Origin of the sequence: Alloalcanivorax dieselolei B5 (assembly GCF_000300005.1) — a bacterium.
In the GTDB taxonomy this organism is placed as follows: Bacteria; Pseudomonadota; Gammaproteobacteria; order Pseudomonadales; family Alcanivoracaceae; genus Alloalcanivorax; species Alloalcanivorax dieselolei.
Genome location: NC_018691.1, coordinates 2,192,157 through 2,207,750, shown reverse-complemented (window position 1 = coordinate 2,207,750; position 15,594 = coordinate 2,192,157). Strand labels below are relative to the sequence as shown.

The following is a 15,594-nucleotide window of genomic DNA, read 5'->3' as shown; positions in this document are numbered from 1 at the left end:
CGCCTTTTTTCGTTAACGGATATCCCATGGCTCTACACACCTGGTTCGCATTTTTCGTGGCCTGTTGGCTGATCTGCCTGTCACCCGGCGCCGGTGCGGTCGCTTCCATGTCCACGGGATTGCGCTACGGTGTTCTGCGCGGGGGCTGGAATATCCTGGGTCTGGAGCTGGGCCTGGTGCTGCAGATCGCCATTGTCGCCGCCGGCGTTGGCGCCCTGCTCGCCACCTCGGCGCTGGCCTTCGCTCTGATCAAGTGGTTCGGGGTCGCCTACCTGCTTTATCTGGCGGTCCGACAATGGCGCGCCCCCACGCAGGACTACGATACCCTTGGCGACGACCATCAGGGGCGCCGCCGTGGTGTGCTGCTGATTCGGGGCTTTCTGATCAACGCCAGCAATCCCAAGGCCGTGGTCTTCCTGCTCGCGGTCCTGCCCCAGTTTCTCGATCCTTCACGGCCCATGGCTCTGCAATACGCCCTCATGGGGCTGACCCTGATTACCGTGGACGTGGTGGTGATGGCCGGCTACACCGGGCTGGCCGCCCGGGCGCTCAAACTGCTGCGCAGTGCCCGCCAACAGCGGCTGGTGAACCGCGGCTTCGCTGCCCTGTTCGCCGCCGCCGCCAGCCTGCTCGCCACCGCCCGCCGGGCAGCGGTCTGACCGGGCTACTCGTTACGCATCAGGAAGGAACCGCGACCGGTGGCCAGCTTGCGGCCTTCGGCGTCGAGCACATCGGCGCTGCCGACCATGACCTTGCGGCCGGCCTTGATGATCTCGCCACGGCAGACGATCTCCCCCTGCCCGGTGGGCCGCAGGAAGCTGACATTGAGATCCACCGTGATCGGGCCGGCGTCGCGTTGATGGTAGGCACGCACGCAGGTGCCCAACACGGTGTCGATCAGCACGCAATAAATGCCGCCATGCACCATGCCGTAGGCCTGTAGCAGCTCAGGAGTAACCGGCAAGGCGATTTCGGAGCCGCCATCGTCGTTGACCCAATTGATCTTGATGCCAAGGTGGCAACGGAAGGGATTGTTGTTGGTCCAGTTGATTTCGTCTTCGCGAGTCCAGCTCATTAACCTGCGCTCTCCTGTCTGCTTGGCTGAAAAGGGAAAATGGCCGTTGCGGCCAGCATCCGGACCGGCGCATTGTATACTGTATACAGTAGACGAACCACGCTGGCCGCCGCTCCCTTGCACCGGGCCGGAAGCGGGTAAATCCTGTAAACTCCCGCCATCACTCGGGAAAACACTGTCTTAGCGTTTGAGAAACACACTATGCCGCGAACCCAAACCGACCCTTTCGCTCCCGTCCGCCGCCGCTCCATGGAGGAGGAAGTCTACATACGCATGCGCGAAGCGATCCTGCGCGGGGACATCGCCGGCGGCGAACGCCTGGTGCAGGAGGACCTGGCCAAGCGTTTCGGTACCAGCCGCATCCCGGTGCGTGACGCGTTACGCCGGCTGGAGGCGGACGGCCTGGTGGAGACCGAGGGCCGGGGCGCTTATCGGGTCAGTTCCTTCGGCGTCGATGACGTCAAGGAAATCTACGCCCTGCGCGAACTGCTGGAAGGCCACATGGTGGCCCAGGCCTGTCCCCAACTCGGTGACGAGGAACTGGACGAGCTGGAGCAGTTGCAACAGGACATGGACCAGGCCGCCGATGATGGCGACTCCGCCGCCTATGTGGCACTCAATCAGCGTTTTCACCGGGTGCTCTACGATGCCGCCAATCAACCGCGCACCCAGAAAATCGTCCTCACCCTCTGGCAGGGGGTGCCACCACTGACGCCGATCACCATCGAGAACCGCATGGCGGAATCCAGCCAGGAGCACTGGGCCATCGTCCGGGCATTACGCGCCGGTGACGCCGCAGCGGCGGCCGAGGCCATGCGCCGTCATATCGCCGCCGCCGGTGAAGGGCTGCTGGCCCATGTCTCCAGCGGCGGCGCCGGGTTGCGTTGAACGGGGAACGAGATCGCGCCGGTCAGGACACCCGGCGGGCACGGCCCCGCCAATAGGGCTCCCGCAGCTCTTGCTTGAGCACCTTGCCGGCGCCGGACAACGGCAGGCTGTCGCGGAATTCCACCGAACGCGGACACTTGTAACCGGCCAGATCATCGCGGCAGAAATCGGTCAGTTCCTCGGCGGACACCTCAACGCCGGATTGCGTCACCACCACCGCGTGCACGCTCTCCCCCCAGGTGTCATGGGGAATGCCGATCACCGCGCAACTGGCCACCGCCGGATGCCGGGCCAGCACGTTTTCCACTTCCGCGCAGTACACGTTCTCACCGCCGCTGACGATCATGTCCTTTATGCGGTCGACGATGTAGATGTAGCCGTCCTCATCCATGTAACCGCCATCGCCGGTATGCAACCAGCCGCCGCGCAGGGTTTCCGCGGTGGCGTCCGGATTGTTCCAATAGCCCAGCATGACGTTGTCTCCCCGCGCCACCACCTCCCCCACGGTGCCCCGGGGCACTTCCCGGTCGTCCTCGTCGACGATGCGTACTTCCATGCCCCAGGTGGCTTTGCCGGCGGAACGGATGCGGCCGTTGTTCAAGGCCTCGCCACGGTGATTACGCCAGGAGTTCAGTGTGATCATCGGCGATGCCTCGGTCATACCGTAGGTATGAGTGAACTGGGCATCGGGAAACACCGCCAGGGCCCGTTCCAGCACCGGCAGGGAGATGGGCGAGGCACCGTAGGCGACCCGTGTCAGGGAGCTCAAATCGTGTTCCCGCACCTTGGGGTGATCCACCAGCATCTGAATCATGCTTGGCACCAGAATCACATCGGTGATCTTTTCCCGCTCGATGGCGGCCAGCACCGCCTCCACGCGGAAGGACGGCATCATCACCGCGGTGCCGCCCACCACAATCTGGGTGATGAATTTGGCAACGCCGGCGGTATGGAACAGCGGAGACACCAACAAGGTGACGAACGGATCAGGCGGGTCGCTTTCCGCCAAGCGGCTGATGGCGCAGCTCCAGAGATTGTCATGGGAAAGCATCACGCCTTTGGGAAAGCCGGTGGTGCCGCCGGTATACAGCAGCACCGCCAGGTGGTCACCGCCGAAGCGGCCATCTTCCACCGGCGTCGCCCGCGCCAGAAAATCCTCGTAGTGAATCATTCCCGCAGGCCCATCTGTCTGGGTAGATGGCGTCTCCCCCAGATGCAGAACATGGCGCAGCCCCGGACACCGCGCCTTGAGCGTGTCCACCATCGGCAGGAAAGCGTCGCTGACCAGCAGTATCTCCGCTTCGCTATCGTTGAGAGAGTACGCCATCTCCTTCACGTTCCAGCGGGTATTCACGGCATTGGCCACCGCGCCCATCCACCACAAGCCAAGAAAATACTCGGCGTGGTAATCGCAGTTGGCGGCCAATATCGCCACCCGGTCTCCGGCCTGTACGCCCAGGCCAGTGAGCCCACCGGCCAGCCGGGCGCAACGGTCAGCCAGCTCGCGATAGCTGCGGCGGCGTTCGCCATCCACCGTGGCCAGGCGTTCCGGCGCCTGCTGCGCCGCGCGATGCAACCCCTGGGTCAGATACATGGGCGATACTCCCCTGCCCGGCAACGGGCATGAGCAACAATATCGTGGTCAGACATGATTCACCTGTGAGGCGGAATAAAAAGCACGCACGACGGTTGGCCCACCGCCATGCGTGGAGAGCGAACTGCTAACGCACCGCGCGTAACATATTGCGCGCGATGACGATTTGTTGAATCTGAGTGGTGCCTTCATAGATACGGAACAGCCGCACGTCACGGTAAAACCGTTCGATGCCGTACTCGGACATATAGCCGGCGCCACCGTGAATCTGCACCGCGCGGTCCGCCACACGACCGCACATTTCCGAGGCGTACATCTTGCAGCAGGCGGCTTCGGTACTGACGTTTTCGCCATTATCCCGGCGCCGGGCCGCATCCAGCACCATGCAACGAGAGGCGTAGATCTCCGCCTTGCTGTCGGCCAGCATCGCCTGTACCAGCTGGAATTCACCAATGGCCTGGCCGAACTGCTCGCGTTCAGCGGCATAGCGGAGAGCATCGTCCAGCATCCGTTCGGCAACGCCGACACAGATGGCGGCGATATGAATCCGCCCTTTATCCAGCACTTTCATGGCGGTCTTGAAACCGACGCCAGGCTTGCCACCGATGATGTTGGCCGCCGGCACCCGGCAGTCCTCGAACACCACATCACAGGTATGGGCGCCTTTCTGGCCCATTTTACTGTCCGGTTTACCCAGCGAGATTCCCGGAGTTTTGGCGTCGACGATAAACGCGGAAATGCCGCCCGCGCCTTTCACCTCCGGATCGGTACGCGCCATCAAGGTAAAAATACCGGCCTGCGGCGCGTTGGTGATAAAGCGTTTGGTGCCGTTCACCACATAGTGATCGCCGTCCCTCACCGCACTGGTCCGCAGGGAAGCGGCATCGGAACCGGCCCCCGGTTCGGTCAGCGCGAACGACGCCATCACCTCACCGGTGGCCAGAGATGGCAACCATTGCTGTTTCTGCTCATCGGTACCGTCCATCAGGATCCCCTGGGAACCGATTCCCACGGTGGTGCCGAACAACGAACGGAACGCCGGTGAGGTGCGTCCCATCTCGAACATCACCAGCACTTCCTCTTCCATGGTCAGACCGAGGCCGCCGAATTCCTCGGGGATGGTCAGCCCGAACAGACCGATCGCCTTCATCTCCCTGACGATGTCCTCGGGGATGGCGTCGTGCTCCGCCACCCATTCCTCGTTGGGCACCAGCCGTTCGCGCACGAAACGGTTGATCGTGTCCAACAGCGTATTCATGGTTTCCTGATCACGTATCATGATGGCCTCCCGGCGGCATTGCCGCCTTGAATAATCAGCGCCTCACAGCGCCGCGGCGGTACCCAGAATGGCGGTGGACTGACTGGACAGCGTGCCGCCGTTGCCATGCACGATCGCAGTTTGCGCACCGGCGACCTGGCTGTCTCCAGCGTTACCACGCAACTGACGGACGCCCTCGATGGCGGCGAAAATGCCGTACATACCCGGGTGGCCCCAGGACAAGCCGCCGCCATTGGTGTTCACCGGCAGGCTGCCACCGGGGGCGATGTGACCGTCCTCCACGAAAGCCCCGGCTTCGCCCTTGGCGCAGAATCCGAGGTCTTCCAGGAACAACAAAGTATTGATGGTGAAAGCGTCGTAGAGCTCCGCCACATTAATGTCCTTGGGTCCCATTCCGGCCATGGCGTAAGCGTCACGCCCGGATTGCGTGGCGGCGGTAACGGTCAGATCCGCCATGCTGGAGATTTGCCGATTCCACACCGCCGTACCCTGGCCGAGCACATACACTGGCGGCTGCGGCAAATCGCGGGCGCGGTCGGCGCGCACCAATACGTAGGCGCCGCCGCCATCGGTGACCAGACAGGCATCGCGCACGGTCAGTGGATCGGACACCATGCGCGCATTGAGCACATCGTCCACTGTCAGCGGATCACGCATGAACGCGTCCGGATTCTTCCGCGCCCATTGGCGCGCCGACACCGCCACTTGCGCCAGTTGCCGGCGGGTGGTGCCGAACTCATGCATATGGCGGGAAGCCGCCAGCGCATACGCCGACATCGGCAGCATCGGTTGATAAGGATGCTCGTAGGGTTGCGGGTCCATCAGCAGACGGGCCTTGCCAATTTCCTTGCGGCTCAATGTGGAGGTGCGCTGGGCGCTGCCGTAGGCCACCAGCACCGCGTCACACTGACCGGACTCCAGTGCCTGCATCGCCGGCATCAGATGGGCGATGAAACTGGAACCGCCGATCATGGTGGCGTCGACGAAACGGGGGCGGATCCCCAGATACTCCACCACCGGCATCGACCACATGGCGGATGAAGCACTGGCGGTGCACAAACCGTCGATGTCCTTCATGGTCAGGCCGGCATCGGCCACCGCCAGGCGCGCGGCCTGGGCCAGCAGTTCCATGTCGGTATAGCCCGGTGCCTCGCCACACCCGAAGGTGGCCACGCCGGCGATGGCGAATTTGCCGCGCAAATGATTCAGATCACCGCTCATTGTGCCGCTCCTTCCATCGCATGAAACACCAACACGCCACGCCCCTCATTGACCGCCACCCGGGCTTTCACCGCCATGCCGATTTTCACTTCTTCCGGGGCCGCGTTTTCAATCCGGCTCATCAGCCGGACGTTTTCTTCAAGATCTATCAAAGAGACGTTGTAGTCACCACCGGCTTCCGGTTTGCGCCGCACCGTGGTCACCGCATAGACCGTCCCCTTGCCGCTGGGGCTGAACCACGACAGGTCGCCGCTGCCACAACCGGGGCACAGTTCACGTGGAAAGAACACCGCATCACCACAATCATTGCAGCGTTGAATCTCGAAACGCCCCTGATCCAGGGCCGCCTGATAGATGGCCTGCACGCCACCTTCTTGGTTAACCATGTTTGCTCTCCTCGTCATTACTGCCAGCCCGGTGGCAAGGCCACCCGGCGAATCGTCCGATCACGCGTCCCCGGCCGCCACAACATCACCGTCGCCAACCAGCGCCCGCTGTTCGTCCTGTAGCTGACGCCAGAGGATCTTGCCGGCGCCGGACTTCGGTAAGGCATCGACGAATTCCACCCGGCGGGGTGCCTTGTACACCGCCATTTTTTCCCGCGCCCAGTCGATCACCTGCTCTTCGCTGGCCTGGCCGCGATACCGCTCTTTAAGAACCAGAATCGCCATGACCACTTCACCACGGCGGCTGTCCGGTACACCAATGACACAGGCCTCCTGAACCGCCGGATGGTCATACATGAAATTTTCCACTTCCGCCGGCCAGACTTTATAGCCGGACACGTTGATCATGCGCTTGAGCCGGTCCTTCATGAAGAAGTAGCCGTCCTCATCGATACAGGCCAGATCACCGGTACGGAAAAAACGGCGGCCATCGCGTTCAAGAAAAGACTCACGGTTGGCCGCGTCGTTGTGCCAGTACCCTTCCATCACCTGTGGTCCGCTGGTGATCAGCTCGCCCACTTCGCCCCGCGGCAAGGGTTCCAGGGTTTCCGGATCGACCACACGGGACTCCACGCCAAAGGTGGGCACCCCCAGGCACTGGCGTTTGTTACGGTGCACCGGATTGGCGTGCAAAAAAGCGGAGGTCTCGGTCAGACCATAGGATTCGTTGAACGTGATCCCGTGGTCATCCTTCAAGGTCCGCGATACCGCTTCCGGCATCGCCGCGCCACCGCCAAAGATCAAGCTCAGGCGCGACAGGTCATAGTCGGCGATATCCGGCTTGGCGAAGAAGTCGATGACCATCGCCGGCGGCGCGCCCCACACACTGACACCCCACTGGTCGATCAGCCGCGCCGCCATATCCCGATCCCAGCGCGGCAAAATCACCGTGGTGGCGCCCAGGAGAATCGGCATGTTCATGCCGCTTTGCAGACCCAGCATGTGGAACATCGGCGCCACCGACAGAAACACCGACTCGGCACTGAGAGCACGCCACAACGACGAGGAATAAATAGCGTATCCGAGAGTGCGGTGAGTATGGATGCACCCCTTGGGGTGACCGGTGGTACCGGAGGTGTAAGGCAGCACACACATCTGATCGGCGTCAAAGGCGGCCGGCATCGGAGTCTGTTCCGCGGCCAGAGCTTCGGCCCAGGTCACCACCGCCGGATCCGTCACTTCGTCCTGCTCCACCGCGATCCAGCCCGGGACCAGCGGATCTCGCGGATCGTTCAGGTAATCCCGGTACTGATGCAAAATCACCCGGGTAACCAGGCCGCTGTCCACACAGGGGCGCAGATTGCTGTAGAGGTCGGCGGCGCAAAACGCCAGACGGGCGCCGCTATTTTCGAAATAGTAGCCCAGTTCCTCATGGGTGCTCATGGCATTGACCGGCACCACCGCCGCCCCCAGCGACATCACCGCGTAGAAGGCAACGGTGAACTGCGGGCAGTTCTGAGTGTAGAGCAGTACGCGATCACCCTTGGTCACGCCGCACTCTTGTTGCAGATAGCCGGCCATGCGCCGGACGTCCCGCTGCAGATCGTGATAGCTCAGCACGCCGTTGTAAAACACCAACGCCGGCCGATCCGGGTAACGCGAAGCAGAAATACGCAGGTTACCCACCAGCGTGGTTTGCGGAGCGCGAATCCGCTCGGGCAATCCTTTCGGATAGAAAGACAGGTGAGGAGAGGTCATCGATGCGCTCCCGTCATTGATCCATGGAACGGGCGATGATTTCCTTCATGATCTCATTGGCGCCGCCATAGATCTTGCCCACCCGGGCATCGGTGTACATCCGCGAGATCGGATACTCTTCCATGTACCCGTAGCCGCCATGCAGTTGCAGACATTCATCGATGATCTGGCAGTTCAACTGCGTGGTCCACCACTTCGCCATGGCGGCGGTGGGCACGTCCAGCTCGCCACGCATGACTTTGTAGACACAGTCATCGACAAAACAGCGGGCCACCGTCGCCTGGGTCTGACACTCCGCCAATTTGAACCGGGTGTTCTGCATATCCATCAGGCGCTGACCGAACACCTTGCGGTCCTTCACATAGGCGGTGGTCTCATCAATGGCCTTCTGCATGGTGGCCACCGCGCCCACGGCGATGAACATACGCTCGCGCGGCAGCTGTTCCATCAATTGCACGAAGCCCTTGCCCTCGGCGCCGCCCAGCACATTCTCCGCCGGCACCCGTACCTCATCGAAAAACAACTCCGCGGTGTCCTGCCCTTTCTGGCCGATTTTTTCCAGAATACGCCCACGGCGAAAACCGCTGACTTTATCCGTCTCCACCATTACCAGGGAAATACCGCGGCTGCCCTTGGCCTGGGTGTCGGTCTTCGCCACCACGCAGATCAGCTCGGCGTGATAGCCGTTGGTGATAAAGGTTTTGGAGCCGTTAATCACATACTCATCACCGTCACGCAGCGCGGTGGTGCGCACGGCCTGCAAATCGGAGCCGGCGCCCGGCTCGCTCATGGCGATGGCGGCCACCCGCTGACCACTGGCCAATTGCGGCAACCATTTCTTGCGCTGCGCCTCGGTGCCGTAATTGAGAATGTAGTGAGAAACGATGCCGCTGTGCACGCTGATGCTGAAGCTGCTCACCTGGGCGCGGGCCTGCTCCATGCAGATCACCGCCTCGTGGGCGAAGGTGCCGCCGCCACCGCCATACTCGGACGGGATACTCGCGCACAGCAGGCCCAGCTCACCCAGCTTGGGCCAGACCTCATGATCCGGGCGGCGCTGTTTGCGCCATTTTTCCTCCTGAGGGACGAACTCACGCTCAAAAATCTTGCGCACGGAATCCTGAAAAATTCTCAGCTCGTCATCAACCCAGGCGGGCTGCCACTGTGTCATTGGTATTCTCCTTGGCAAGGGACCCTTACACGCTTCGCACGTGCCTGACCACGCCGTTGACTGTTTTTGTTGTACTCAGCATGCCCAACGGCCGCTGCACGACCAATGGCCATCACCATCAAAACCATTGGCCATTCTGTTCTCCAAGGCACCCCGCGCACCGCCAGCGGTGATGGATTTGGCCAAGCCGGCTTCCGCATTGCATACTTGTCTTCATTGCATATTCAGATAGGGGCGCGCCGCCCTTAGTCGGGTGTAGCGGTATTCTCCCGGCGGCAGGCCGGTCCATTTCTTGAACGCGCGATGGAAGGTGCTCAGTTCGGAAAAACCCAGCTTTGACGCCACGTCCACCAGGTTCAGGTCCGGGCGCGACAGATACTCGATCGCCGCATCGCAACGCAGATTGTCCTTCAACCCTTGATAACACTGGCCTTCATCGCGCAGGCGCCGGCGCACGGTTTGCGGGGTCATACCCAGCACCGAGCCGACTTCTTCCAAGGTTGGCAATCCGGAACTCAGATGACGGCGCAGCAGCCGGCGAATCCGCTCGCTGCAGGAGGTTTCGTCCCGATAACGCACCAACAGGTTGGCCGGTGCCTGGCGCAGAAAGGAGGTCAGGCTCAAACGGTTCTGCACCACCGGCAACTCCAGCCAGCGCGATTCGAAGGTGAAGCCGAAGCAGTTGTCGTTGGCCTTCAACGGCGCGTCGAAAATCAAATGGATGCGATTGCTTTTGCCATCACCCATGTCCTGATAGCTCACCTGCTGCAAGGGAATCCGTCGTGCCGCCAGCCAGGACGCCAGGCCCCAGGTGAAGAACATGAACATGCGTTTGGCGTAGCTCAGACAGGCTGGCTCGTCACCTTGGTCACGGACACACACATGGGCGGTTTCCCCTTGCACCACAAGACGCGGCACAAAGTCCTTCAGCAATAAATGATAAAACGTGAAACCACGACGCAAGGCATCGCCAAGGGTTTCGCACTGGATCAGGTCTTGGCACATATGAGCGAAGGCCCCCAATGGCACCGGGTGGCTGCACAGGCCGAAGAATTCATCGCGAAGATCACGCCGCAACAGGTACATCAGCCGCGCGTACTGGTCCTGGGAGACGCGGGACAATGGTGATTTCAGCAACCGCACCGGGATCCCGGCACGTTGCATCACCGGCTCCGGGTCCACGCCGTGTCGGCACGCACCCGCCAGCATTTGCTCCACATGATGAATGGAAATGGTATGACTGGTGGTCATCGCCGAGCCGTCAAACCGGATATTCATCACTATCCTCCGCGGTGGAACCAGACCGGGCCGGTCCACCATTGGTATTTGTTGTTAGCGCCTGCCTTGCTTGGCCGAATCCGACACTGACGGGGAGCCGTCGGCGCGTCTCTGTACTTTTTCGCCAAACCCGTCGGGATCAGAGAATGACAGGCTCGCTTTCCTGTTGCGCGATCAATGTATACTGTATACCGTATACAAAAGCAAATCGGTTCCTTCTCTTGATGTGACTCCCCTGCCGAGCCCACGGGTAGTCCGATTTCTTTTTTATATGCCTGTTTTTATCTATTGCGGAGCCTGCGCATGGCCTTGGATAACGCGAATAAATGGCTGGGCAAGGAGCAGATCCAGGACGACAGTCTGGACCTTCACGCCCTGGCCCGGGTGACCGCCACACTTGGCGGTGCCCCCCTGAGCAGCGGAGACCCCCTTCCCCATCTGTGGCAGTGGGCATTCTTTCAACCGGTTTCCGGCATGGACACCCTGGGGCCGGACGGCCATCCCCTCCCCGGTGATTTCCTGCCGCCGATTCGCGACTGCCAACGTATGTGGGCCGGCGGCGAAGTGCGTTTCAACAGCCCATTGCGTGCCGGCGTGCCAGCACGGCGACACAGCCGGATCGAGGACATCAAGGAAAAACACGGCCGCAGCGGCTCACTCACCTTCATTACCGTGCGGCACCGCTACCTCCAGGATGACGAGGAGAAAGTGAGTGAGCGGCAGGACATCGTTTACCGTGAGCCGGTACCGCTGAAGGCCTCCATCGGTGAGCCCATGCCGGCGCTGCAATGGGCCGATACCATTGAACCGGAAGCCACCCTGCTGTTCCGCTATTCCGCGGTGACCTTCAACTCCCACCGCATCCATTACGACTGGCCCTACACCACCGGTGAAGAAGGCTATCCGGGCTTGGTGGTACACGGACCTTTGATCGCCACCCTGGTGATGCGAGCGTTTGACCAGGCCAATCCGGACAAAATCGCCAAGGTATTCCGCTATCGGGGCATGCGTCCGTTGATCGCGCCTGAGCCTTTTCAGGTCGGCGGTGTTATTGAGTCCCCCGGGGTTGCCCGGGTCATGGCCGGCAACGAACAGGGCCAGGCCCATGTCGGTGAAGTTGAATTCGAGGAGACCCGTTAATGATTCAGTACGATAAAGAAGCCCTGGATGCCATCCGCGACGGTGTGCGCGGCCTGTGCGCCGGATTCGACGACGCCTATTGGCGCGGCGTCGACGAACGCCAGGACTTCCCGGAAGAGTTCGTTACCGCGCTGACCCAGGCCGGATGGCTCGCGGCGATGATCCCGGAGGAGTACGGCGGTTCCGGTCTGGGGCTGGCGGAAGCCTCGGTGATTCTGGAAGAAGTGAATCGCTGCGGCGGCAACTCCGGCACCGTGCATGGTCAGATGTACAACATGTTCACGCTGCTGCGCAACGGTTCCGCAGAGCAAAAGGATCATTATCTGCCGCGTATCGCCCGCGGCGAGCTGCGCCTGCAGTCCATGGGGGTCACCGAGCCGACCACCGGCACCGACACCACCAAGATCAAGACCACCGCGGTGCGCAAGGGCGATCGTTATGTGATCAACGGCCAGAAAGTGTGGATCTCCCGCATTCAGCATTCCGACCTGATGATCCTGTTGGCGCGCACCACGCCGTTGGATCAGGTGAAGAAAAAAACCGACGGTATGTCCATCTTTCTGGTGGATCTGCATCAGGCCATCGGCAATGGCATGACGGTCCAGCCCATCGCCAACATGGTGCATCACGTCACCAATGAGTTGTTCTTCGACAATCTGGAAATTCCCGCCGAGGCGCTGATCGGCGAGGAAGGCAAAGGCTTCCGCTATATCCTTGATGGCCTCAACGCCGAGCGCACGCTGATCGCCGCGGAGTGCATCGGTGATGGCCGCTGGTTCATCGACAAGGCCAGCCGCTACGCCTGTGACCGGGAGGTGTTCGGCCGCCCGATCGGCAAGAACCAGGGCATTCAGTTCCCCATTGCCGAAGCGCACATCGAAGTGGAGGCCGCCGACCTAATGCGCTGGCGGGCCTGTGAGCAGTACGATTCCGGCCTCAATGCCGGTGCCGCCGCCAACATGGCCAAATACCTGGCGGCCAAGGCGTCCTGGGAAGCCGCCAACGTGTGCCTGCAAACCCACGGCGGTTTCGGCTTCGCCTGCGAATACGACGTGGAACGGAAATTCCGTGAAACCCGCCTGTACCAGGTGGCCCCGATTTCCACCAACCTGATTCTCTCTTACGTGGCCGAGCATCTGCTCGACCTGCCACGGTCCTTCTAATACGGTCTTTCCAAGGAGCGAACATGAGCGACGCAACCCGGGCCCTGGCCTTGTTTCTCGCCGAGCTGCGCTATGAGGATCTGCCGGAAGCGGTGGTAGCCCGCACCGAGGACCTGTTCCTCGACTGGCTGGCATCCCTGATCGCCGGCAGCGGTCAACACCCGATCCCTCTGTTCGCCGGTTACGCACGGCGCATGGGCCCCGCCTCCGGCCCGGCCCGGAATCTGGTGGACGGCACCGACACTTCCGCCTACTTCGCCGCGCTGGTTAACGGTGCCGCTTCCCATGTGGTGGAACAGGACGATCTGCACAACAGCTCGGTACTGCACCCGGCCACGGTGGTGTTCCCCGCCGCCCTGGCGATGGCTCAGGAACAGGGCAAAAACGGCCGTGATTTGATCGTCGCCTCGGTGGCCGGTTACGAGGCCGGCATTCGCATCGGCGAATTTCTCGGCCGCTCCCACTATCGCATTTTCCATACCACCGGCACTGTCGGTACCTTGGCGGCGGCGGTGGCCGCCGGCAAAATTCTGGGACTGGACCGGGACGGTTTCATCAACCTGCTGGGCAGCGCCGGCACCCAGGCCTCGGGCTTATGGGAATTCCTGCGCGACGCCGCCGACTCCAAACAACTGCACACCGCCAAGGCAGCAGCGGATGGCGTGCTGGCCGCCTGTCTCACCGCCGACGGGCTGACCGGAGCGCGCAATATCCTCGAAGGCGATCAAGGGCTCGCCGCCGGTTTGTCCCGGGATGCCGATTCCCGTTTTCTCAATGACCGCCTCGGTGAACGCTGGGCGCTGTCGGAAACCTCGTTCAAGTTCCACGCTTCCTGCCGCCATACTCACCCGGCGGCGGACGCCCTGCTGGCGGTCATGCGGGAGCACGACCTCAAGGCGGACGACATCGAATCCGTCACCGCCCGGGTGCACCAGGGCGCCATCGATGTACTCGGCCGCGTGGATGTTCCCGCCACCATCCACCAGGCCAAGTTTTCCATGGGAACGGTGCTGGGCCTGATTGCGCTGCACGGCCATGCCGGTCTGGCGGAGTTCCACCAGATCCCGCTGGACGATGCCGCGGTCGCCGCGTTTCGTGACAAGGTCACGATGCAGCTGGATGCGGAGGTGGATAACGCCTACCCGGCGCGCTGGCTCGGCCGGGTGGATGTGGTCACGCGGGACGGCCGTACCCTGCACGGCAGTATCGATGAACCCAAAGGTGACCCCGGCAATACCCTCAGCCGGGCGGAACTGGAAGATAAGTTCCGCCGTCTGGCGCGTTTCGCCGGTACCCTTTCCGAGGACGCCATGGGCGCCGCCATCGAACGGGTCTGGACGCTGCACAACGCCGACAACGTCACTCCCCTGATTTGATTCGAATTGCGGGCCGCCGACCTGCCCTTGCCAGAGAAAGCGCCCATCGCAGCTGTAGGAGCACAAGAATGAGTACTACCGTTTCGCCCCGGCCCCTGGACGGCATTACCGTGGTCAGCCTGGAGCATGCCATCGCCGCGCCGTTCTGTACCCGCCAATTGGCGGACATGGGCGCGCGGGTGATCAAGGTGGAGCGCCCCGGCGTCGGCGACTTCGCCCGTGGCTATGATGAACGGGTCCACGGCCTGGCTTCCCACTTTGTCTGGACCAACCGCTCCAAGGAAAGCCTGACGCTGGATCTGAAACACGATACCGCCACACCGGTACTGGAACGCCTGCTTGAACAGGCCGACGTGCTGGTGCAGAACCTGGCTCCCGGCGCCGCCGCCCGCCTCGGACTGTCGTTCGACGCCCTGCATGAGCGTTTCCCCAAACTGATCGTTTGCGACATTTCCGGTTACGGCGAAGGCGGTCCTTACCAGGATAAGAAAGCCTACGATCTTCTGATCCAGAGCGAGGGTGGCTTCCTGTCCGTCACCGGCACCTCGGACGACATGGCCAAGGCCGGTTGTTCCATCGCTGACATTTCCGCCGGTATGTACGCCTACACTCATATTCTCAACGCTCTGCTGCTGCGCCAGAGCACCAGCAAAGGCAGTCGTATCGACGTCTCCATGCTGGAGAGTCTGGTGGAATGGATGAACTACCCGCTCTACTACGCGTTCGAAGGCGCCGAACCGCCGCCGCGCACCGGTGCCGCCCACGCTACTATCTATCCTTACGGCCCATTCGACACCGGCGATGGCGGCACCGTGATGCTGGGGCTGCAGAATGAACGGGAATGGCGAGTGTTCTGCGAACAGGTGCTGCTACAGGCGGAACTGGCCGACGATGAACGTTTCGCTTCCAATTCCCAACGGGTGCATAACCGGGCAGCGCTAAAATCATTGATCCTTGGCGTCTTCGCGGAGCTGGACGCCGAGGAAGTCATTCGCCGCCTCGACGACGCGCGCATTGCCAATGCCCATGTCAACGATATGCACGGCGTCTGGCGGCACCCGCAACTGGCCGCCCGGCAGCGCTGGACCGAGATTGGCAGTCCCAAGGGGCCGCTGCCGGCCTTGCTTCCTCCCGGAGCCAGCAATGCTTTCGAACCGCGCATGGACGCAGTACCGGATCTGGGGGAACACAGCGCGGCCATTCTTACCGAATTGGGCTACGCTGACGGCGACATCGAACAATTCCAACAGGCGGGAGTAATCTGA

14 protein-coding genes are annotated in these 15,594 nt (G+C 61.9%); 6 read left to right on the top strand and 8 right to left on the bottom strand.

The features are described from left to right. Positions 1-26 precede the first annotated feature (26 nt). Entirely contained in the window at positions 27-659 is a 633-nt protein-coding gene (locus B5T_RS09970; protein WP_014994374.1) for a LysE family transporter, read from the top strand. 5 nt (positions 660-664) lie between these two features. On the opposite strand, the gene B5T_RS09965 is transcribed toward B5T_RS09970, so the two are convergent. After that, positions 665-1,075 (bottom strand): PaaI family thioesterase, encoded by a 411-nt coding sequence (locus tag B5T_RS09965; RefSeq protein ID WP_014994373.1) that lies wholly within the window; start codon positions 1,073-1,075, stop codon positions 665-667. Between the two features lie 201 nt (positions 1,076-1,276). Between B5T_RS09965 and B5T_RS09960 the strand changes: the two genes are divergently transcribed. Further along, positions 1,277-1,963 (top strand): GntR family transcriptional regulator, encoded by a 687-nt coding sequence (locus B5T_RS09960; protein WP_022996798.1) that lies wholly within the window; start codon positions 1,277-1,279, stop codon positions 1,961-1,963. Between the two features lie 22 nt (positions 1,964-1,985). On the opposite strand, the gene B5T_RS09955 is transcribed toward B5T_RS09960, so the two are convergent. From B5T_RS09955 to B5T_RS09925, 7 genes are all read right to left on the bottom strand, one after another. Then, entirely contained in the window at positions 1,986-3,557 is a 1,572-nt protein-coding gene (locus tag B5T_RS09955; RefSeq protein ID WP_014994371.1) for a long-chain-fatty-acid--CoA ligase, read from the bottom strand. Between the two features lie 127 nt (positions 3,558-3,684). Beyond that, positions 3,685-4,836: an acyl-CoA dehydrogenase family protein gene (locus B5T_RS09950; protein WP_014994370.1), complete on the bottom strand. Its 1,152-nt coding sequence runs from the start codon at positions 4,834-4,836 to the stop codon at positions 3,685-3,687. A 42-nt stretch (positions 4,837-4,878) separates the two neighbouring features. Next, positions 4,879-6,057 carry a thiolase gene (locus B5T_RS09945; RefSeq protein WP_014994369.1) on the bottom strand — a complete coding sequence of 393 codons (1,179 nt, stop codon included), beginning with the start codon at positions 6,055-6,057 and terminating at the stop codon, positions 4,879-4,881. Beyond that, positions 6,054-6,443, bottom strand: coding sequence for a Zn-ribbon domain-containing OB-fold protein (locus B5T_RS09940; RefSeq protein WP_014994368.1), 390 nt, complete (start codon positions 6,441-6,443; stop codon positions 6,054-6,056). Before B5T_RS09940 ends, B5T_RS09945 begins: the two co-directional genes overlap by 4 nt. Positions 6,444-6,503: 60 nt before the next feature. Beyond that, positions 6,504-8,201 (bottom strand): long-chain-fatty-acid--CoA ligase, encoded by a 1,698-nt coding sequence (locus B5T_RS09935; protein WP_014994367.1) that lies wholly within the window; start codon positions 8,199-8,201, stop codon positions 6,504-6,506. Between the two features lie 13 nt (positions 8,202-8,214). Then, on the bottom strand, positions 8,215-9,372 hold the full coding sequence (locus tag B5T_RS09930; protein WP_014994366.1) for an acyl-CoA dehydrogenase family protein: 1,158 nt from the start codon (positions 9,370-9,372) through the stop codon (positions 8,215-8,217). 213 nt (positions 9,373-9,585) lie between these two features. Then, entirely contained in the window at positions 9,586-10,650 is a 1,065-nt protein-coding gene (locus B5T_RS09925) for an AraC family transcriptional regulator (protein WP_014994365.1), read from the bottom strand. A 303-nt stretch (positions 10,651-10,953) separates the two neighbouring features. Between B5T_RS09925 and B5T_RS09920 the strand changes: the two genes are divergently transcribed. The 4 genes from B5T_RS09920 to B5T_RS09905 all read left to right on the top strand — a co-directional run bounded on the left by B5T_RS09920 (position 10,954) and on the right by B5T_RS09905 (position 15,594). Then, positions 10,954-11,790: an FAS1-like dehydratase domain-containing protein gene (locus tag B5T_RS09920; RefSeq protein WP_014994364.1), complete on the top strand. Its 837-nt coding sequence runs from the start codon at positions 10,954-10,956 to the stop codon at positions 11,788-11,790. After that, complete coding sequence (locus tag B5T_RS09915; protein WP_014994363.1) at positions 11,790-12,953, top strand: acyl-CoA dehydrogenase family protein; 1,164 nt, start codon at positions 11,790-11,792, stop codon at positions 12,951-12,953. Before B5T_RS09920 ends, B5T_RS09915 begins: the two co-directional genes overlap by 1 nt. 23 nt (positions 12,954-12,976) lie before the next feature. Continuing rightward, positions 12,977-14,329 (top strand): MmgE/PrpD family protein, encoded by a 1,353-nt coding sequence (locus tag B5T_RS09910; protein WP_014994362.1) that lies wholly within the window; start codon positions 12,977-12,979, stop codon positions 14,327-14,329. A 68-nt stretch (positions 14,330-14,397) separates the two neighbouring features. Next, positions 14,398-15,594, top strand: coding sequence for a CaiB/BaiF CoA transferase family protein (locus B5T_RS09905; protein ID WP_014994361.1), 1,197 nt, complete (start codon positions 14,398-14,400; stop codon positions 15,592-15,594).